Genomic DNA, 19353 nt, shown 5'->3' on the forward strand with positions numbered 1-19353 from the left:
AATTTTGAAACGAGACATGACATGAACAAGGCCCTCGAAGGCGTCCGCATCCTCGATTTCAGCCATCTGCTGCAGGGGCCGTTCGCTACCCAGCTGCTCGGCGACATGGGCGCCGATGTCATCAAGATCGAGCGCGCCGGCGCCGGCGACATGTTCCGTGGCATGACCTTCTTCGCCAAATGGGTCGGCGGCTCGGAGAGCCCGAACTTCCTCGCCTGGAACCGCAACAAGCGTTCGATCGCGCTCAACCTGAAGAGCCGCAAGGTGCATGCCATCATCATGGAAATGGCGAAAAGCGCCGACGTGGTGGTGCAGAACTTCCGCCCAGGCGTGCTGGCCAAGCTCGGCTATGGTTATGAGGATTTCAAGACCGTCAATCCGCGCATCATCTATTGCTCGGGCTCGGGCTATGGCGAGGAAGGGCCTTATGTCGAGCGCCCCGGCCAGGACATGCTGATCCAGGGGCTCGCAGGGCTGATCGCCAACACCGGCCGCGGCGATCAAGCCCCGGTTCCCGCCGGCGCCGGCCTCGCCGACCAGATCGGCGCCATGAACATGGTCTACGGCATCCTGTCGGCGCTCTATTATCGCGAGAAGACCGGCAGGGGCCAGAAGATCGAGGTCAACCTGCTGGCCGGCCTCTTGGCGCACCTCAACCAGGAATATGTCGCGGTGCTCAACCTTGGTGAGGACTTCGTGCGGCCGAATTCCGGGATCGGCCATCCCGGCATGCAGGCGCCGTTTGGCATCTACGAGACCAGCGACGGCGGCTACGTGTCGATCGCCATGAGCCCGTTCAAGACGCTCTACGAGGTGCTGGAGGCGCCGCAGCTTGCCGTCTACGACGATCTCAAGACTTTGTTCGACAAGCGCGATGAAGTCTTCGAGAAGGTGAATGCCGAGACCAGGAAATTCGCCACGCAGGATTTGTTGGCGCGGCTGCTGGCAGCCGACATCTGGTGCGCCGAGGTGAAGGATATCCGCCGCGCCGCTGAGGACCCGCAGGTCAAGCACATGGGCATGATCACCAGCTACGACCATCCGCGCGGCGGCAAGGTGCAGGTGGTCGCCCCGGCGGTCAAGATGAGCGAGACGCCCGCGACCATAGAACGGCCGGCGCCGCTGGTCGGCCAGCACGGCCGCGAGATCCTGGCCGAGTTCGGCCTCTCCAAGGACGAGATCGCCGCATTGGAGGCGTCCGGTGACATGACCGTGGACGCCGCCTGACGATGCGCGCCTACCAGACACTCACGGTCGAAACCGCGGGCCGCGTCGCGATCGTCACCTTCCGCCGCGCCGATCAGCTCAACGCCATGAACCGGCTGATGCAAGGCGAGATCACTGAAACCTTCGAGTCGCTATCCGGCGATGCAAGCATCGGGGCGATCGTGGTGACAGGGGAAGGGCGCGGCTTCATGGCCGGCGCCGACATCAAGGAATACGCCGCCCAGACCGGACCGGAATTCGACATTTTCCAAGCTGCCGGCATGCGCATGTACGCGGCCATCGAGAACAACCGCAAACCGGTGATCGCGGCGGTCAACGGCTTCGCGCTGGGCGGCGGCATGGAGCTGGTGCTGTGCTGCGACCTCGTCATCGCCAACCAATTCGCCAAGCTCGGCCTGCCGGAAATCAAGCTCGGGCTGATCCCCGGCGGCGGCGGCACGCAACGCAGCGTGGCCAAGCTCGGCCGCAACCGCGCCAATTTCCTGCTGATGACCGGCGCCATCGTCCCGGCCTCGGAATTCGTCGCTGCCGGTCTGGTCAACGAGATCGTCGAGGTCGACCGGCTGATGCCGCGCGCGCTGGAACTGGCAGAAATGATCGCCGCCGAGCCTGCTGCCGCAATCGAGGGACTGAAGGCGCTGACGGCGCATGCCGTGTCCGGTGATCTGGACGATGGGCTCACCATGGAGCGCGACATATTGGGTGAGCTCTATCGCAGCGAGATCGGCCAGCAGCGCGTCAAGGAGTTCGCCGAGCGGAGCACGACAAAGGCAAAGAAGGGCGGGCCGTGAACGCGGGCGACGATTATCGCGGATTGGGCTGGGCGCATGGCGCGCTGACTGTCCAGCGGCTTGGCGCGATGCTGGCGCCGGTTACGTTCATTCTGGAGGACGGTCGGCAGGTTTCGCCGATGCACATTGCGCCGTGGTCGAACGAGCCGCAGGCGCAAGCGCTGCCAGGCATCCTGCGCAAGTTGCGCGGCGAATGGCCCTGCGTGCCCTTTGGCTATTCGGTGCCGGCCGATGGATGGCCCGAGGACTGGGCTCGGGTGATGGGCTCGCCGGAGGAGGGCGAGGAAGCCCATGGCCATAGCTCCAACCATGACTGGCAATGGCGCGAGAGCGCCAAAGGATCGTTGTCACTGACACTCGCCTATCCAGCCGGAAGCCCGGTCGGGCGTGTCGAGCGGACGGTGACGCCCGATCCGTCGATGCCAGCCGTCGACGTTGAATTCAAGATCGTCGTTCGCCATGCCTGCCGATTGCCGATCGGCTTGCATCCGGTGTTCCGGCTGCCAGCGGAGATCGGCGCCGCCGCGCTGGAACTTGGTTCCTTCGATCACGGTCGCACCTATCCACACGATGTCGAAACTAGCGCTGAACTGTTCGCCCGGAACGCGTCCTTCACTGACTTGTCGAGCGTACCGGCCCGCGCGGGCGGCATGGCTGATGCTTCGCGACCGCCGCTGGTGGCCGACACGGAGGAATTGTTGCAGATCGAGGGCCTGGATGGCACGGTGGCGCTCGCCAATCATGCGGACGGGTACCGCGTGAAACTTTCCTGGCAGAAGGAGCATTTCCCGAGCCTTTTGCTCTGGTACTCCAATCGTGGCCGCAAAGCAGCACCCTGGAACGGGCGCCATGTCGCCATCGGCATCGAGCCGATCTGCTCGCCCTTCGGGGTCGGCCCGGCGACAGCGTTGGCCGACAATCCGATCGCGCAATCCGGCATTGCGACGGCGCAGGAATTCTCGCCTGAAAAACAGTTCGTGACCCGCTATCGCATCGAGGCATCCGCGCTGTGACGAACCGTGCCGCAATGTCCCTGGTCAAGCCGAACCGGCCGCGCTTCACGGATGTCGAAGGACTGGCCGCGATGGTCGGCCATGGCGAATCGTTTGGTGTCGGCGGCCACCATTTCGCCCGGCTGCCGATCGCATTGCTGCGTGCGATAGCCCGGTCGGGCGTCAAGGATCTGCATTACATCTGCTGGGCCGGCGGCTTGCCCCTCGAACTGCTGCTCGAAGCGCATGCCGTGGCTGAGATCGACCTCTGTTTCTCCAGCCTCGACATTTTCGGCTTGCCGCCAAAATTCCGCGCAGCCGCCGAAAGCGGCGCGATACCGGTTCGCGATTGGACGGCGCTGGCCATGATCCAGGCTCTGCGGGCGGCGCAGCAGAACCTGCCCTCGATGCCGTTCCAGCTTCCGCTGGGATCGGGCATGCTGGCGCGCGTGCCGGGTGCGAGCGCCAGACCTGATCCGATTGCCGGTACCGAAAACGGATTCGTCCCGCCGCTGCGGCTCGACACATTCGTCGTCCATGCCCAGCGCGCCGATGAAAGCGGCAATGTGCAGATCATCGGGCCCCGCGCGCTGGACTTCGCCATGGCGGGTGCGGCGCGCAAGGTGCTGGTCACGGTCGAGGAAATCGTGCCGGGCAGGACGCTGCGCCAGGACGGCCGCCAGAGCGTGCTGACCCGCAACCAGGTTTCGGCGATTGCGCTGGCGCCGGCCGGCGCCTATCCGGCCTCGTGCCTGCCGTTTTACGTCACGGATTATCAGCGATTGTCGGAGGCGTTCGCCGACCGGCAAACGCCTTTGGCGGACAATCTGCGCCCGCCTTCCGAGGGCGTGCCGAAGCCGTTGCAAAGAGCTGCGAAGGTTCGAGCTAACACAGCGCTTGCCATGCCGGCGCTTGCGCGCGCCGAAGAGAAAGCATCCGTCGACGAGATCATCGCCGCTCGCATCGCCGCCGAACTCACCAATGAGAGCTTCGCCAGCGCGGGTGCGGTCTCGCCGCTGGCCAACGTCGCCTACCGGCTGGCCAAGGCCACGCACGCGCCGGACATGATCATCGCGACGATGAGCTGCGGCCATCTCGACATCGCGCCGAGCCCGATGATCCTCTCGCTGATCGAAAGCTTCGATTGCGAAACGGCTGTCGCGCATGCCGGCGGCGACGACACCTACTCGACCTATTACCAGGCCGGCGCGGTGACGCACGAGATCGTCGGCGCGGCACAGGTCGACCGGCGCGGCCGCGTCAACACGATCGCACTGCGCAAACCAAGCGGCGGCCTCATCCGGTTGCCGGGGCAAGGCGGCATGGCCGACGTCGCCAACATGCACCGCGATTACCTGCTCTACATCCCCCGCCACTCGATCCAGTCGCTGGTGGACGAGGTCGAGATCGTCAGTTCCGCCCGGGGGTTGCTGACGGCGGCCGAACGCGAGCCGATGGGCTATCGCACCGGCAGGGCGCTGGTCTTCACCGATCTCTGCGTCTTCCGGCTCGACGAGACTTCGAGGGAATTGATCGTCGTCGAAACCATGCCGGACGTCACGCAGCAGCAGATCCGTGACGCCACCGGATTTGCGGTGTCGTTCGACCCCTGTTGCCGCGAGGTCTCGCTGCCTTCCGACAACACGCTCGCCATCTTGCGAAACCGCATCGACCCGCTCGGTCTGCGCCGTCTGGAATTCGTCAGCGCCAAGGAGCGCGGCGCGCTGATCGCCGAGATTCTTGAAGCCGACCGCGCGATGGTCGGACGCTGCATCACCGCGCAGACGGCGCTTGTCGAAAGCTGAGATCCCATGGCCAAGCCGTTGCTCGACATGTCAGCCGCGCGCGTTTTCTTCGACGGCATCTTCACCAGCCCGCGCGTCGCGCATCCGGAGGGCGTGGCCGTTCACCGCGATGGCTCGATCTGGTGTGGCACCGAAACCGGCGACCTGCTGCGGCTGGCCGCCGATGGCGGCTCGGTCGGGCGCATGGGCGGCACCGACGGTTTTCTGCTCGGCATCGCTTTCGACAGCGCGGGAAACTGCTTTGCCTGCGACCTCAGGCATGCCGCGATTTTCCGCTGGGATGCCGCGACAGCGCGCATGGAGCGCTTCGCGTCGGCCGGCATTCGCGTGCCGAATTACCCGATCGTCGACGAGGCGAGGGGTTGGCTCTTCGTTTCGGACAGCGTTGGCCAGGACAATCGCTCGGGCATCTTCCGCTACGATCTCAAGACGGGCGAGGGCGGCCTGTGGTGCCGGGAGGCGATGTCGTTCGCCAACGGCATGGCGATGGCGCCGGACGGCAACGGCCTCTATGTCGTGGAAAGCGACGCACCCTGCATCAGCTATGTGCCGATCCTTGCTGACGGATCGGCGGGGGCTCGTGAGATCGTCGTCGAGGGCGTGCACAATGTTCCGGACGGAGTGGCCTTTGCGCCTGACGGCTCATTGTTCATCTCATGTTATGAGCCCAGCCGTATTTATCGCTGGCAAAAGGACAAAGGTCTCGAAGTGCTGATCGAGGATCCCGCCGCAACCACGCTGGCGCACCCCACCAACATCGCCTTCAAGGGCGACAAGCTCTATACCGCCAATCTGGGTCGCTGGCATATTACCGAGATCGACTTGAGCCTTCTCCAGCAAGGGAAGTAGCATTTCGCAGAAGGTCAACTCGTCGGGCGAAAGGGTTTTGCCAGCGAGGCCGGGAAGTGCAGGGCCAGCATCTGGCGGTTTCGTGAGATCAGCACCAGAACGATGATGGTGGCGAGATAAGGCAGGGCCGAGAGCAGTTCGGATGGCACGTCCAGCCCCAGCGCCTGACCTTGCAACTGAAGGATCGTCATCCCGCCGAACAGCCACGCGCCAAGCAGGATGCGCAGCGGCCGCCAGGTGGCGAAGACCACCAGCGCAAGCGCGATCCAACCCTTGCCGGCAGTCATGTTCTCGACCCAGAGCGGCGTGTAGGCGACCGACAAATAGGCGCCTGCCAGGCCTGCCATCAGCCCGCCGAACAGCACGGCCATGTAGCGGATCCTGATCACGGGATAGCCGATCCCATGCGACGTCTGCGGCGACTCGCCGATCGTGCGCAGCACCAGGCCAGCTTTCGTGCGGTAGAGAAACCAACTGATGGCGACGAACATCAGCAGGGCCAGATAGACCATCGGATCGAAGCGGAACAGTAGCGGACCGATCAGCGGCAGATCGGACAGAACGGGGATGTCGAGGCGGCGCAGTGCCTCGATCGGCTCGCTGCCGAAGCCGCGCCCGAGGAAGGCAGAGACGCCCGAACCGAAGATCGCCAGCGCCAGGCCGGCTGCATATTGGTTGGTCAGGAACGTCAGCGCCAGAACGCCGAACAGCAGCGAGGCGGCCGCACCCGCCAACGCGCCGGCGAGGATCGCCACAGGCATCGGATAGCCCGCGGTGACGGCCCAGAATGCCAATGCGGCGCCCATCAGCATCATGCCTTCGATGCCGAGATTGAGGACACCCGACTTCTCCACCACGAGCTCGCCGAGCGCGGCGAATATCAGCGGTGTGGCGGCAATGACGGTGCCGGTGAAGATGGCGATGAACAGATCCATCAGGCTGTCTCCCGCACGACCCGAAATCCGCTCATCGTGCCGTCTCCAGCGCATGCGTGTCCCGGACGGGTCGCACCAGTCGAACGCGATAGAAGATGAAGAAGTCGGCGGCGAGCAGGAAGAACAGCAGGATGCCCTGGAAGATCCGCGTCAGGGCCGAAGGCAGGCCGAGAGTCATCTGCACACCTTCGCCGCCGAGGAAAAGCAGCGACATCAACAGCCCGCCAAGCACGATGCCGAAGGCGTTCAGCCGTCCGACGAAGGCAACGATGATGGCCGCGAAGCCGTAGCCTGGTGAAATCTGAGGTGAGAGCTGCCCTAGCGGCCCGGCGGCTTCCGCCATGCCGGCGATGCCGGCCGCGGCACCTCCCGCCAGCAGTCCGATCCAGACCGCAGCCGATTCGCGAAAGCCGGCATAGCGGGCGGCAAGCGGTGCAGCCCCGCTCACCGACATCTTGTAGCCGAGGAAGCTGCGGTCGGTGAACAGCCACATCAGGAGCACGGCGACGACCGTGATGAAGATCGACGGGTTGAGCCGATAGGCGGGGTCAAAGGATTCGAACAGGGCCGCCGTCGGCAGAAGTGCCGTCTGCGGATAGTTGAAGCCGGCCGGATCGCGCCACGGTCCGTGCACGAGATAGGACAGGAACAGCGTCGCGATATAGGTCATCATCAGCGTGACCAGGATCTCGTTGGTGTTCATGCGGGCGCGCAGAAAGGCGGGGATTGCCGCCCAGGCCATGCCGGCGCCCATGCCGGCGATGAACATCAGCGGCAACAGCAGCACGCTTTCGGGGTTCGGCCAGAAAAGCCCCACGCCGCTGGCCGCGATTGCCCCCATGGTGAACTGGCCCTCGGCGCCGATATTCCAGACATTGGCGCGGAAGCCGACCGCCAGCCCGCAAGCGATGAGGATCAGCGGCGAGGCCTTGAGCAGCCATTCGGACAGGCCGTTCATGGAAGAGAGCGGCTCGATGAAGAAGGCATGGAGGGTCGCCAGCGGATCATGTCCGAGGGAGGCGAAGAAAATCGATCCGACGATGACGGTCAACAGGGTCGCCAGTGCGGGCGCGGCGACGCGCATCAGCGAGGAGGGCTCCGGCCTTTGTTCAATCCTGAAGCGCATTGTTGCCACCTCCGTTCGCCAATGCGCCGTCGCTCATGCCGCGGCCCGTCATCAGAAGTCCGATCTCCTCGCGATCGGTCGTCTTGCGCTCCAGCGGCGGGGAAACCTTCCCTTGGCAAATGACCAGCAGCCGGTCGCAGATCTCGAACAACTCGTCGAGTTCCTCGGAGACGACGAGCACCGCCGCGCCGGCGCGGCTGAGATCGACGATGGTCTGCCGGATGAAGGCGCTCGCGCCGACGTCAACCCCCCAGGTCGGCTGAGACACCAGGAGGAGCTTCGGCTGGAGCGCGATCTCACGCCCGACGATGAATTTCTGCAGATTGCCGCCGGACAGGCTTTGCGCGGTCGCCTGCGGCCCGTTGGCCTTGACCTTGAACCTATCGATTATGCCGGCGGCGAACGCCTTGGCCCGGCGCCGGTCGACCAGCCCGTTGCGCACCGTGCCGAAGCGGTGCGCGGTCAGCACCGCATTCTCCCACAGCGTGTGCGAGGGCACGGCGCCGCGCCCGAGCCGCTCTTCGGGAACGAAGGCGACGCCGAGCTTGCGGCGCTCGTGCGGGCGAAGGCGGGCTGCGCCGGTTCCGCAAATCCGGATGGCGTCGCTGCGCTCATGCGTGCGCTCGCCGCTGAGCAAGGCGATCAGCTCGGCCTGGCCATTGCCGGAAACCCCGGCCAGGCCGACAATCTCGCCGCCATGCACCTTGAAAGAAATGTCCTTCAGGTCGACGCCGAAATGATCCCGGGACTTCACCGTAAGTCTGTTGACCTCGAGCACCGGTCTGTCGCTTGGCGTCGGCGGGCCGACATGCATTTCAGGCAGCTTCGAACCCACCATCATGCGGGCAAGCTCCAGCGACGTCGTCTCCTTCGGACGCGCGGTGCCGGTGACCTTGCCGTTGCGCAGCACGGTGGCGGTGTCGCAGAGCTCCTGGACCTCGTCGAGCTTGTGGCTGATATAGACGATGCTGCAGCCCTCGGCGGCAAGTTGGCGGAGCGTCTCGAACAGCTTCACCACCGCCTGCGGCGTCAGCACCGAGGTCGGCTCGTCGAGGATCAGCAGTTTCGGCGACTGGAGCAGGCAGCGCACGATCTCGACGCGCTGGCGCTCGCCGACCGACAGGTCGTGCACCTGGCGATGCGGGTCGATGGGCATGCCGTAGCGGCGCGACAGATCGCGGATCTTCTCGGCGAGCGAGGGCAGGTCGTACGCGCTGCTGGCCGAGAGCGCTATATTCTCGACCACCGAAACGGATTCGAACAGCGCGAAATGCTGGTAGACCATTTCGATGCCGAGCGCGCGTGACATCGCCGGGGTGTGCGTGGCGATCGGATTGCCATCGCAAAAGATCTCGCCGGAATCGGCTTGCGTCGCCCCATAGATGATTTTCATCAGGGTGGATTTGCCGGCGCCGTTTTCGCCCAGCACGGCATGGATCTCGCCGGGTTGAATCGACAGCGACACATCGTCATTGGCGACGACGCCGGGATAACGCTTGCAGATGTTGCGCAGTTCTAGTCGCGGATGCATGGCGGGTCCTGCCGTGGCGTGAAGCGAGGTTGGACGGGAACCAGGCAAGGAGACGCCGAAGATATGGACTTGGGCGTCTCCCGGCACTTTTACGGCGATCAGCTCAGCCTGCCGATCATCCCCTTCACGAACCAGTTCATGCCGCGAATGTCGTCATCGGCCAGAACCGAACCGGCGGCAACCTTGACGTTGCCGTCCTGATCCTTCAGCTCCCCGGCGTAGGGATGAAGCTTGCCGCTGCCGATGTCGGCCTCGAGCTGCTTGAGCTTGGCGCGCGCATCGGCGGGGATACCCTCATTGTAGGGGGCCATTTTCACCACCCCGGCCGCCAATCCGTCCCAGCGGACTTCCGGCTTCCAGGTACCGGCGGCCACGGCCTTGGCTGCGCCGACATAGTCGCTGGTCCAATCGAGAACGAAAGAGGTCAGCTGCTTGCCCGAGGCGAATTTCGACATGTCGCTGGCATAGCCGATCGACCAGGCGCCACCTTCGCCGGCGACCTGTACGCCGGTCGCGGTGTCCGTCATCGAGCAGACCACGTCGCAGCCTTGAGAGATCAGCGTCTTGGCCGCCTCCTTCTCCTTGCCCGGGTCGAACCAGGAATTCAGGAAGATGGTGTTGCAGGTCGCGTTTGGATTGACGCTCCGCGCGCCAAGCAGCAGCGCATTTGCCGGACCGACGATGTCGGGGATCGGAAAGCCGCCGATGAAACCGATCTTGCCCGATTTGGACATGTAGCCGCCCGCCGCGCCGGCGACGAAGGTGCCTTCGTAATATTTCGCTTCGAAGGTTCCCAGATTGGCTAGGTGGACGATGCCTGAGCAGTGTTCGAACGCCACCTTGGGAAAGCGCGGCGCCACCTTCTGCATCGGCGTTCCATGCGAAAAGCTTGTGCCGAAGATCAGCCTGTTGCCGGCGCTGGCCAGTTCGCGGAAGACACGCTCGGCGTCCTGCGGCATGAAGATGTTGTCGATGACGGTGAGCTCGACCTTGTCGCCGAATTCGGCCTTGATGGCCTCGACGCCGAGGCTGTGCTGCTTGGTCCAGCCGATCTCGGCGACCGGCGAGACGTAGACGGCACCGATCTTCAGCACCTCCTGCGCCTGTGCGATGGTGCTCAGCGCTCCCGCGCCAAGAGCCGCGCCGGCCGCGCCGCTGTGTTTCAGGAATTCACGTCTCGTCAGTTTCTTCATGATGGTAGCCCTCTGTTGGTCTTTTTTGTTGATGCCCGGCTTGTCGGTGCCCGGTCTGTTCTGGGGATATGGAGGTGGAGATGCGTTGCCGCGTCGCCGCCGCCGGATGCATTCGACAATCTTCGCAGCGGCACAGTCGCGCCGTCGGCCTTGCCGTCGAGATAGGGCGCTAGCGCTTCGGCAGGCGTCATCTCTGGAAACACTGCGCGATCCATGATGTAGCCGCGCACCACCGCGCGGTGGTGGGTGTCGATCAGGTCCATGGCCGGTTTCAGCCGGCCCTTCTCCAGCAGGTCGACGACCCGCGAGTGGTCGTCCAGCAGATTGCAATAGTCGAAATCGGCTGAAATGAGGGAGCGCAGCAGCGTCGTGCGGCGCACCAGCTGCGCGTGGATTTCCTGCATGACCTTGTTGCGGCTGAGGCGTACGAACACGGTATGGAACTCTTGGCCCAGCACGTCGGCCAGCGCATCGTTGCCGGCGGCAACAGCTTGGCGCTGGCGCTCGACATGCTGGCGCAGTTCGGCCCAGCCGGCCGGCCCAAGGCGATCGCTGAGCTGTGCTGCGACGCCCTGTTCGACGAGCGTCAACGCGTCGTAGATCTCCATCGCCTCCTGCATGCTCGGCTTGGCGACGAAGGCACCGCGGTTGCGTTCGATCTGGGCCAGCCCGTCATCGGCGAGCCGGATCAGGGCCTGGCGCACCACGATGCGGCTCACGTTGAATATTTCGGAGAGTTCGCGTTCGCCGAGCTTGCAGCCGGGCACGAGGCGATGGTCGATGATGGCGCGGGTCAGCGTATCCGCGATGGTCTGGGAACGGCTGCTCAAGGCATGGTTCTCCGCCATTTCGACGACATGATCAGCGGGCTTTCGTGATGGCGACATGCCTCGTCAGGACATGACATATCCCAGGTTCAGCTTTCTCATATCGGAATTCAATCATCATAATCTGTCAACACAAAAAAGGATTTTGGACGACAAAAAAATGTTGATTGGTATCCAATCTTGTGGTTTCGTCATCCCGAAACGTCGGGCTAGGTTCATGGTGAAGGGCTAGCCGAGTTGGGAGGGAAGCCGATGGCAACCCGTTGCGTTGACCGCGAGCTTTTGAACGACTGGCACATCGTCGCGGATCAGGAATCGCTAAGCCAGGATACGCGGTTTGCCACATGCCTGCTTGGGGTCGCTCTCTCCGTTCACAAGTGTTCAAACAAGATCGAAGTCGTTCGCAGCGATACGGGCGCCACGCTGAAAAGCGCCCAGCGTTATGGCTTCATCTGGACCTGCCTGGACAAGCCCTGGCGCGACATCATCTATATCCCTGAGGCCAATGAGGCAGACCGGCATCTGGTCAGCGGCGGTTCGATCGCGGTCAAGGTGTCGGGCCTCCGCGCGGTCGAGAATTTTCTCGATATGGGGCATTTTCCCTTCATTCATACCGGCTGGCTCGGCGAGGAGCCGCATACCGAGGTCGCGCCCTACAAGGTTGAGATCACAGCGCAGGACGAGGTGCTGGCGACCGAGTGCAAATTCTATCAGCCGGTGGCTTCGCCGACCGCCAAGGAAGGCTTTGTCGTCGACTACATCTACAAGGTGATCCGGCCCTACACGGTGGCTCTCTACAAGAGCAACCCGATCCAGAAGGACCGGCTCGACGTCATTACCCTGTTCGTGCAGCCGGTGGACGAGGAAAACTGCATCGCGCATCCTTACCTCTGCTATCTTAAGGAAGGCATGGAGGCGGCAACGGTGCGCAGCTTCATGCAATTGATCTTCGCCCAGGACAAACCGATCCTGGAGAACCAGGTACCCAAGCGCCTGCCGCTCGATCCGCGTGCCGAGACCCCGATCCGTGCCGATGCCGTGTCGGTTTCCTACCGGCGCTGGTTGCGTGATCGGGCCGTCACCTATGGCGCGATACCGGCACAAGCCTGATGACGTTCGAGGGCATCCAGAGGATAAAACGATGACAAAATGCTCGGATCCTGTGATCCTCAATCTCTGGCATCCCGTAGGGGCGATCGCCGAGACCATTCCCGGCGCTGTCCAGGACACCGTTCTGCTCGAGGAGCGCCTCAGTTTTGCGGTCGATATGGATGGTGAGCCCGTCGTCTGGCGCTCACGTCCCGATGTAGAACGGGTGGATCGTGTTCCAGGCGCCGACAGACTGCCGGCAAGAAGCGCCTACGGCTATGTCTGGACTTCGCTCGGCTCGCCACCGGCCGAGCTGTTCCCGATCCCGGAATATGAAGAGCCGGACCGCCGCAAGCTCAACGCGGCCACGTTTGGCGTCAACGTCTCGGCACCGCGCGCCATCGAGAACTTTCTCGACATGGGCCACTTTCCCTATGTGCATACCGACATACTCGGCGTCGAGCCGCATACCGAAGTCAAGGAATACGACGTCGAGATATCCCTCGACCGTGACGAGATCCTGGCCACGCGCTGCCGCTTCTTCCAGCCGATGGCTTCGACCGCTTCCGGTGGCGGCGCCGACGTGGACTATGTCTATCGCGTGCCGCACCCCTATTGCTCCGTGCTCTATAAATCGAGCCCGGTCGACGAGGCACGGCGCGACGTCATCGCCATCTTCCTGCAGCCGGTCGACCAGGAGCATGTGCGCTCCCACATGCTGCTTTGCGTGCTCGACGAAGACAATGAAGACAAGGTGATCAAGCGCTTCCAGCAGACGATCTTCGGCCAGGACAAGCCGATCCTGGAAAACCAGGTGCCCAAACGCCTGCCGCTCGATCCGCGCGCCGAAACGCCCATCCGGGCCGATAAGTCGGCCATCGCCTACCGGCGCTGGCTCAGCCAGAAGGGCGTGACCTACGGTGTCATTCCGGTTGCGGCCTGACGAGATTCTTGGAGACGATTGATGTTGGAAGAAGCCAGAAGCCAGTGGCATCCGATCGCCGCTTCCCATGATTTGCCGTACCGCCACGTTTTCCATGGTCAATTGCTCGGCCGGGAATTCGCCGTCTGGCGTGCCGATGACGGCTACGTCAACATCTGGGAAAACCGCTGCCTGCATCGCGGCGTCAGGCTGTCGATAGGCATCAATGACGGGCGCGAGCTGAAGTGCCAGTATCACGGCTGGCGTTATTCGAACCGCACCGCCGGCTGCACCTACATTCCCGCGCATCCTGCCGACGCGCCGGCCCGCACCATCACCAACCGCACCTTCCCGGCGGTCGAGCGCTACGGTCTTGTCTGGTCGTCCGAGGAGCCTCGTGGCGAGGTGCCGGATGTTGCCGCGCTGACCGAAGGCAAGCTGCTCGCCTTGCGCGGCATCGCGGTCAACGCGCCGGCCGACAAGGTCGTCGAAAGGCTGAAGGCCTATCGCTTTCAGCCCAACGCAGCGATCGAAGGCGAGGGCGCGGAAACCATCATCGAGGCCGCGCGGGATTTTGCCGTGGCGCTGCACTCGCACGATGGTGGTGCCGAGACGCGCGGCGTGTTCTTCGTGCAGCCGGTTGATTCAAACCGTTCGGTGATCCGTGGCGTGCTCGATCAGGAGGCCGAAGGGGCCACCCGCATCGCCATCCTGCGCCACCACAATGAGCGGCTTTCCAAGCTGCGCGACAAGGTCGAGCGCGACGTCGCGAACGCACCGGCGCCCGCACCGATCGAGCCGGTCTACGAAAGGGTGTCGGCCGAACTCGCCGAAATGCCCGAAGTGACCGCGCATGGCCGCAAGGCGGCGCTGCGCGTCAGCGTGGCCAGGAAATGGCAGGCGGCCGACGGCGTTGCCGGTTTCGAGCTCCGCCCGATCAAGGGCATCCTGCCGACGTTCCAGCCTGGAGCCCATATCGACGTCCATATGCCCAATAGCGAGATCAGGCAGTATTCGATCACCAACGGCCCTGGTGAAACCGACAGCTTCATCATCGGCGTCAAGCTGGAGCGCGATTCCAAGGGCGGTTCGAAATGCATGCACGAGACTGTGCGCGAGGGGGACGTGCTGGCGATTTCCGAGCCGCGTAACAATTTCCCGCTGCGCCGTGACGCGATCAAGACGCTGTTCGTCGCCGGCGGCATCGGCATCACGCCGCTGCTCGCAATGGCGCAGGCGCTGAAGAACCAGGAACTGGCGCACGAACTGCACTATTTTGCGCAAGGGCAGGAACACCTCGCTTTCGCCGATCGGCTGAAGCATCTCGGCGATGCGCTGAAGCCGCATCTCGGGCTGTCGCCGGACGCGACCGGCGCCGAGCTTCGAGGGATTCTCGCCGGTTACCGGGACGGCATGCATCTCTATATCTGCGGTCCCGGACCGATGCTGGAAGCCGCGCGCAAGATCGCCGCCGAGCAGGGCTGGCCGGATACCGCCATCCATTTCGAATATTTCAAGAACACCAACAAGATCGACGACAGTTCGAGCTTCGAAGTAGCGCTGGCGCGCTCCTGCGTCACGCTGCAGGTGCCGGCCGGCAAGACGATCATGCAGGTCATGCGCGAGAATGGCATCGATGTTCCGTCGTCCTGCGAGCAGGGCGCATGCGGCACCTGCGTCGCCACCGTGATCGAAGGCGAGCCGGACCATCAGGACGTCTACCTCAACGATGCCGAGCGCAAGGCCGGAACCAGGATCATGACCTGCGTCTCGCGCGCCAAATCGGCACGCCTCGTGCTCGACGTTTAGGAACTCCCGATGATCACGCTTTACGATTACGAACTTTCGGGCAATTGCTACAAGCTGCGGCTGCTGATGAGTTTTCTCGGCATCGACTACAAGACAGTGCCGGTCGACTTCTACCCCGGCCGCGAACACAAGTCGGAATGGTTCCTGAAGCTCAATCCGCTTGGCCAGCTGCCGGTCATCGAGGATGAAGGGCTGATCCTGCGCGACGCCCAGGCGATCCTGGTCTACCTCGCGTCGAAATACGATCCGTCGGGCACATGGTATCCCCGGAACAGACCGGCCCTGCTCGGCGAGATCAGCCAGTGGCTGGCCTTCGCCGACGGCATCACTTCGACGGCGTCGGCCGCCCGCCTGCACGACGCGCTGTTCTACGATTTCGACATCGATGCCGCACGCGCCGGCGCGCACCGGCTGTTCCGTATCCTCGACGAGCATCTGTGGTTCGGCGAGCAGCAGGGCCGCGGCTGGATCTGCTCGGCCGATCATCCGACCATCGCCGATATTGCCTGCTTTCCCTACATCATGCTGTCGGAGGAGGGCGGCATTACGCGCCAGGACTATCCCGCCATCCGGCGTTGGTGCGATCGTGTCAAACGCATCAAAGGCTTTACCGTGATGTCGGGCGTGTTCCCGGCGGGGCCGGCCAAGGCCGCATGATTTCTATCGCAACGCCGGGCGATCGATCGTTCCGGCAAGCAAGTTTGGGAGAAAGAAATGAAAACCCGCGCCGCTGTTGCCGTTGCTGCCGGAAAGCCGCTTGAGATCATGGAGGTCGACCTCGACGGCCCGCGCGAGGGCGAGGTGCTGGTCGAGATCAAGGCGACCGGCATCTGCCACACCGACGAGTTCACGCTGTCGGGCGCCGATCCCGAGGGCCTGTTTCCGGCCATTCTCGGCCATGAGGGCGCCGGCGTGGTAGTCGATGTCGGCAAGGGCGTCACCTCGGTCAAAAAGGGCGACCACGTCATCCCGCTCTATACGCCCGAATGCCGCCAGTGCCCGTCGTGTTTGTCGCGCAAGACCAATCTGTGCACCGCCATCCGCGCCACGCAGGGCCAGGGCCTGATGCCGGACGGCACCTCGCGCTTCTCGATCGGGGGCGAAAAACTGTTTCACTATATGGGCTGCTCGACCTTCTCCAACTTTACGGTGCTGCCGGAGATCGCCGTGGCCAAAGTCAATCCCGACGCGCCCTTCGACAAGATCTGCTACATCGGCTGCGGGGTGACCACCGGCGTGGGCGCGGTCATCAACACCGCCAAGGTCGAGCAAGGCGCGACCGCGGTGGTCTTCGGCCTCGGCGGCATCGGGCTGAACGTCATCCAGGGCCTGAAACTTGCCGGCGCCGACATGATCATCGGCGTCGATCTCAACAACGACAGACGAGCCTGGGGCGAGCGCTTCGGCATGACGCATTTCGTCAATCCGAAGGAGATCGACGGCGACATCGTTCCCCATCTCGTCAACATGACCAAGCGCGGCGCCGACCAGATCGGCGGCGCCGACTACACGTTCGACTGCACCGGCAACACCAAGGTGATGCGCCAGGCGCTGGAGGCTTCGCATCGCGGCTGGGGCAAGTCGGTGGTCATCGGCGTGGCGGGCGCCGGCCAGGAGATCTCGACGCGGCCCTTCCAGCTGGTCACCGGGCGGACCTGGATGGGCACCGCCTTCGGCGGCGCGCGCGGCCGCACCGACGTGCCCAGGATCGTCGACTGGTACATGGACGGCAAGATCGAGATCGACCCGATGATCACCCACACGCTCAAGCTCGAGGACATCAACAAGGGGTTCGACCTCATGCATGAGGGCAAGTCGATCAGGAGTGTCGTGGTTTACTGAGGGCGGCCACACGCCGCGGGCCCGAGGACATCCCCGCTTGGACCGACAGGAGCCCTGTCGGCTTGAGAAGGCGGGCCACAGAAATGCCCGGACTTTTCGCTACCTCCAGCCTCCCGGCCAGGTCGGCGTGTTCCCAAAGTCCGGCGTCGACCGGCGGCGTGACCAAGGTGCACCTCGGTTACGCCGCCGGTGCTGTTTGCAGGGCTGAAGGTTGCGGGTGCGGTGGCCGGCAGCTATGTCGGACCGAAAGGTCATGACGAAAAGGCAGAGTTGATGAAAGTCGTTTCCACGTCCAAGTCGCATGGCGGCGTCCAGGGTGTTTACTCGCACGCTTCAGAGGTCTGCGCCTGCGACATGACCTTTGCCGTCTTCGTGCCGCCGCAGGCCAAGGATGGGCCGGTGCCGGTGCTGTGGTATCTTTCGGGTCTCACCTGCACCCATGCCAATGTCATGGACAAGGGCGAGTACCGGCGCCTGGCGGCCGAGCTTGGTCTCATCGTGGTCTGCCCCGACACCAGCCCGCGCGGTGCCGATGTGCCGGACGAGAAGGATAATTGGCAGTTCGGCTGCGGCGCCGGTTTCTATGTCGATGCGACGCAGCAGCCTTATGCCAGGAACTACCGTATGTATTCCTACGTCCTCGACGAGCTGCCGGGATTGATCGCCGCGAACTTCCCTGCCGACATGGCGCGCCAGGGAATATCGGGTCATTCGATGGGCGGACACGGCGCTTTGACGATCGCGCTGAAGAACCCCGACCGCTTCAGGAGTTGCTCGGCCTTCGCGCCGATCGTTCAGCCGACGACCGCTGGCTGGTCGCGGCCTGCGCTCGAGAAATATCTCGGCGCCGACGACAGGGACTGGCGCGCCTATGACGCCACGCTGCTTATCGAGGACGGCCGCCGTTTTGGCGAGTTCCTGGTTGATCAGGGCACGGCCGATGGGTTCCTTGACGAAGGCCTTCGTCCGTGGCTGCTCGATGAAGCCTGCAAGAAGGCCGGCATCGACCTCACCTTGCGCATGCAGGAAGGCTACGATCATTCCTACAACTTCATCTCGACCTTCATGGACGATCATCTGAAGTGGCACGCCGCTCGGCTAGGCTGAAGAACCGCCGGCATCATCAGCGGTAGGGCCTGTGCATCGGCGAAGGCGACATAGCCATGGCGCAAGCGGCGCACGGGTCCGCGCCCGATATCGCGGGCGAGGGCATCGTCAATCCCTATGCGATGATCGAATCCACCCGCATGCTGCTGCAATGACTTGGCCACAACCGCGGCGCCATCGTCGCTGCCATCGAGAAGGAAACTGAAAATGTCCTCGCATAGGATCGCCGTCATCGGCGGTGACGGTATCGGGCCGGAGGTCGTCGAAGCCGGCGTGAAGGTGCTGGAAGCCCTGACCGCTGTCGAGCCGGGTCTGGCCTTCGACTTCAAGCGCTTCGACTGGGGTTCCGATTATTACCGCCGCAACGGCCGCATGATGCCGCAGGACGGCCTCGGGCAATTGGAGGGTTTCGATGCGATCTATTTCGGCTCGGTCGGCGATCCGGACCTTCCCGACGACGTCACCCTCTGGGGGCTGCGCCTGGCCATCTGCCAGGGGTTCGACCAATACGCCAACGTGCGGCCGACGCGCCTCTTGCCCGGGCTGACCGGCCCGTTGCGGCCCGATCTCGGCAAGCAGATTGACTGGGTGATCGTGCGCGAAAACAGCGAAGGCGAATATGCCGGCGTCGGTGGTCGCGCCCATCGCGGACTGCCTATCGAGGTCGGCATGGATGTCGCCGTCTTTACCCGCGCCGGGATAGAACGCATCGCACGTTTCGCCTGCGAGCTTGCGCTGTCGCGCCCCCGCAAGCTTCTGACGGTTGTCACCAAGTCGAATGCGCAGCGTCACGGCATGGTTCTGTGGGACGAAGTCGTGCGCGGCGTGCTTCGCGACTATCCCCGTCTCAGCGTCGACTGGATGCTGGTGGACGCCATGACCCAGCGCATGGTCAACAAGCCCGGCAGCATCGACACGGTTTTGGCGACCAACCTGCATGCCGACATCCTCTCCGACCTGGCCGCCGCGCTGGGTGGATCACTCGGCATCGGCTCGACGTCGAACATCGATCCCTCGCGCAGCCGGCCGTCCATGTTCGAACCCATCCACGGTTCGGCCTTCGACATTACCGGCAAGGGCGTCGCCAATCCGCTCGGATCGTTCTGGACGGCGAGCCTGATGCTTGAGCATCTCGGCGAGCAGGCCGCCGCGCGGCGCCTCATGGTTGCGATCGAGCTTGTCACGGACCGGGCGGAATATCTCAGCCCCGATCTCGGCGGCACCGCGAGCACCGCCGAGGTTACCGCCGCGATGATCGCGGCCCTTCGCGCCAATTAGAGTAATTCCAGGAAAAGTGTGTACGGTTTT

17 protein-coding genes and 1 pseudogene are annotated in these 19353 nt (G+C 63.8%); 13 read left to right on the forward strand and 5 right to left on the reverse strand.

Going from position 1 to position 19353, the window contains the following annotated elements; all coding sequences use genetic code 11:
* Positions 1-21: 21 nt before the first annotated feature.
* Genes FJ949_RS16950 through FJ949_RS16970 form a run of 5 tightly spaced genes read left to right on the forward strand, consistent with a single transcriptional unit; the run spans position 22 to position 5664 of the window.
* Positions 22-1227 (forward strand): CaiB/BaiF CoA-transferase family protein, encoded by a 1206-nt coding sequence (locus FJ949_RS16950; protein WP_140497499.1) that lies wholly within the window; start codon positions 22-24, stop codon positions 1225-1227.
* Positions 1228-1229: 2 nt separating this feature from the next.
* Positions 1230-2018 (forward strand): enoyl-CoA hydratase/isomerase family protein, encoded by a 789-nt coding sequence (locus FJ949_RS16955; protein WP_140497502.1) that lies wholly within the window; start codon positions 1230-1232, stop codon positions 2016-2018.
* Entirely contained in the window at positions 2015-3031 is a 1017-nt protein-coding gene (locus FJ949_RS16960) for a hypothetical protein (protein WP_140497504.1), read from the forward strand. The genes FJ949_RS16955 and FJ949_RS16960 overlap by 4 nt, the downstream gene beginning before the upstream one ends.
* A gap of 14 nt (positions 3032-3045) precedes the next feature.
* Complete coding sequence (locus tag FJ949_RS16965; RefSeq protein WP_140497506.1) at positions 3046-4815, forward strand: CoA-transferase; 1770 nt, start codon at positions 3046-3048, stop codon at positions 4813-4815.
* A 6-nt stretch (positions 4816-4821) separates the two neighbouring features.
* Entirely contained in the window at positions 4822-5664 is an 843-nt protein-coding gene (locus tag FJ949_RS16970; RefSeq protein WP_140497508.1) for an SMP-30/gluconolactonase/LRE family protein, read from the forward strand.
* 14 nt (positions 5665-5678) lie between these two features.
* Here the strand turns inward: FJ949_RS16970 and FJ949_RS16975 are convergent, their stop codons facing one another.
* The 5 genes from FJ949_RS16975 to FJ949_RS16995 all read right to left on the reverse strand — a co-directional run bounded on the left by FJ949_RS16975 (position 5679) and on the right by FJ949_RS16995 (position 11279).
* Entirely contained in the window at positions 5679-6599 is a 921-nt protein-coding gene (locus FJ949_RS16975) for an ABC transporter permease (protein ID WP_140497510.1), read from the reverse strand.
* A gap of 31 nt (positions 6600-6630) precedes the next feature.
* Positions 6631-7725, reverse strand: a complete 1095-nt coding sequence (locus FJ949_RS16980) for an ABC transporter permease (protein WP_140497512.1) — start codon at positions 7723-7725, stop codon at positions 6631-6633.
* The gene (locus FJ949_RS16985; RefSeq protein WP_140497514.1) at positions 7709-9256 is read right to left on the reverse strand and encodes an ABC transporter ATP-binding protein; all 1548 of its coding nucleotides are present in this window, start codon (positions 9254-9256) and stop codon (positions 7709-7711) included. The genes FJ949_RS16980 and FJ949_RS16985 overlap by 17 nt, the downstream gene beginning before the upstream one ends.
* Positions 9257-9354: 98 nt before the next feature.
* Entirely contained in the window at positions 9355-10449 is a 1095-nt protein-coding gene (locus tag FJ949_RS16990; protein ID WP_140497516.1) for a BMP family ABC transporter substrate-binding protein, read from the reverse strand.
* A complete protein-coding gene (locus FJ949_RS16995; RefSeq protein WP_140497518.1) occupies positions 10446-11279 on the reverse strand; it encodes a GntR family transcriptional regulator in 834 nt (277 codons plus the stop codon). Before FJ949_RS16995 ends, FJ949_RS16990 begins: the two co-directional genes overlap by 4 nt.
* A 249-nt stretch (positions 11280-11528) precedes the next feature.
* Here FJ949_RS16995 and FJ949_RS17000 point away from each other — a divergent pair, with 249 nt between their 5' ends.
* The 8 genes and pseudogenes from FJ949_RS17000 to FJ949_RS17035 all read left to right on the forward strand — a co-directional run bounded on the left by FJ949_RS17000 (position 11529) and on the right by FJ949_RS17035 (position 19323).
* Positions 11529-12386 carry an aromatic ring-hydroxylating dioxygenase subunit alpha gene (locus tag FJ949_RS17000; RefSeq protein WP_140497520.1) on the forward strand — a complete coding sequence of 286 codons (858 nt, stop codon included), beginning with the start codon at positions 11529-11531 and terminating at the stop codon, positions 12384-12386.
* Between the two features lie 31 nt (positions 12387-12417).
* A complete protein-coding gene (locus FJ949_RS17005; protein WP_140497522.1) occupies positions 12418-13308 on the forward strand; it encodes an aromatic ring-hydroxylating dioxygenase subunit alpha in 891 nt (296 codons plus the stop codon).
* A 21-nt stretch (positions 13309-13329) separates the two neighbouring features.
* Positions 13330-15096, forward strand: coding sequence for a Rieske 2Fe-2S domain-containing protein (locus tag FJ949_RS17010; protein ID WP_140497524.1), 1767 nt, complete (start codon positions 13330-13332; stop codon positions 15094-15096).
* Between the two features lie 9 nt (positions 15097-15105).
* The gene (locus tag FJ949_RS17015) at positions 15106-15753 is read left to right on the forward strand and encodes a glutathione S-transferase (protein ID WP_140497527.1); all 648 of its coding nucleotides are present in this window, start codon (positions 15106-15108) and stop codon (positions 15751-15753) included.
* Positions 15754-15810: 57 nt separating this feature from the next.
* A complete protein-coding gene (locus FJ949_RS17020; protein ID WP_140497529.1) occupies positions 15811-16938 on the forward strand; it encodes an S-(hydroxymethyl)glutathione dehydrogenase/class III alcohol dehydrogenase in 1128 nt (375 codons plus the stop codon).
* Between the two features lie 273 nt (positions 16939-17211).
* On the forward strand, positions 17212-18045 hold the full coding sequence (fghA, locus tag FJ949_RS17025) for an S-formylglutathione hydrolase (protein ID WP_140497531.1): 834 nt from the start codon (positions 17212-17214) through the stop codon (positions 18043-18045).
* 44 nt (positions 18046-18089) lie between these two features.
* Positions 18090-18194: pseudogene (locus FJ949_RS17030) on the forward strand (isocitrate/isopropylmalate family dehydrogenase); the annotation flags it as partial.
* A 58-nt stretch (positions 18195-18252) separates the two neighbouring features.
* On the forward strand, positions 18253-19323 hold the full coding sequence (locus tag FJ949_RS17035) for a tartrate dehydrogenase (RefSeq protein ID WP_140497533.1): 1071 nt from the start codon (positions 18253-18255) through the stop codon (positions 19321-19323).
* Positions 19324-19353 lie beyond the last annotated feature (30 nt).

Source organism: Mesorhizobium sp. B2-4-1, assembly GCF_006442185.1.
In the GTDB taxonomy this organism is placed as follows: Bacteria; Pseudomonadota; Alphaproteobacteria; order Rhizobiales; family Rhizobiaceae; genus Mesorhizobium.

Bases quoted from the DNA above. Each gene is read 5' to 3' on its own strand.
- FJ949_RS16955 (WP_140497502.1), top strand. From the start codon at position 1,230: ATGCGCGCCTACCAGACACTCACGGTCGAAACCGCGGGCCGCGTCGCG.
- FJ949_RS16975 (WP_140497510.1), bottom strand. From the start codon at position 6,599: ATGGATCTGTTCATCGCCATCTTCACCGGCACCGTCATTGCCGCCACA.
- FJ949_RS16980 (WP_140497512.1), bottom strand. From the start codon at position 7,725: ATGCGCTTCAGGATTGAACAAAGGCCGGAGCCCTCCTCGCTGATGCGC.
- FJ949_RS17010 (WP_140497524.1), top strand. From the start codon at position 13,330: ATGTTGGAAGAAGCCAGAAGCCAGTGGCATCCGATCGCCGCTTCCCAT.
- FJ949_RS17000 (WP_140497520.1), top strand. From the start codon at position 11,529: ATGGCAACCCGTTGCGTTGACCGCGAGCTTTTGAACGACTGGCACATC.
- FJ949_RS17020 (WP_140497529.1), top strand. From the start codon at position 15,811: ATGAAAACCCGCGCCGCTGTTGCCGTTGCTGCCGGAAAGCCGCTTGAG.
- FJ949_RS17035 (WP_140497533.1), top strand. From the start codon at position 18,253: ATGTCCTCGCATAGGATCGCCGTCATCGGCGGTGACGGTATCGGGCCG.
- fghA (WP_140497531.1), top strand. From the start codon at position 17,212: ATGAAAGTCGTTTCCACGTCCAAGTCGCATGGCGGCGTCCAGGGTGTT.
- FJ949_RS17015 (WP_140497527.1), top strand. From the start codon at position 15,106: ATGATCACGCTTTACGATTACGAACTTTCGGGCAATTGCTACAAGCTG.
- FJ949_RS16985 (WP_140497514.1), bottom strand. From the start codon at position 9,256: ATGCATCCGCGACTAGAACTGCGCAACATCTGCAAGCGTTATCCCGGC.
- FJ949_RS16970 (WP_140497508.1), top strand. From the start codon at position 4,822: ATGGCCAAGCCGTTGCTCGACATGTCAGCCGCGCGCGTTTTCTTCGAC.
- FJ949_RS16990 (WP_140497516.1), bottom strand. From the start codon at position 10,449: ATGAAGAAACTGACGAGACGTGAATTCCTGAAACACAGCGGCGCGGCC.
- FJ949_RS16950 (WP_140497499.1), top strand. From the start codon at position 22: ATGAACAAGGCCCTCGAAGGCGTCCGCATCCTCGATTTCAGCCATCTG.
- FJ949_RS17005 (WP_140497522.1), top strand. From the start codon at position 12,418: ATGACAAAATGCTCGGATCCTGTGATCCTCAATCTCTGGCATCCCGTA.
- FJ949_RS16965 (WP_140497506.1), top strand. From the start codon at position 3,046: ATGTCCCTGGTCAAGCCGAACCGGCCGCGCTTCACGGATGTCGAAGGA.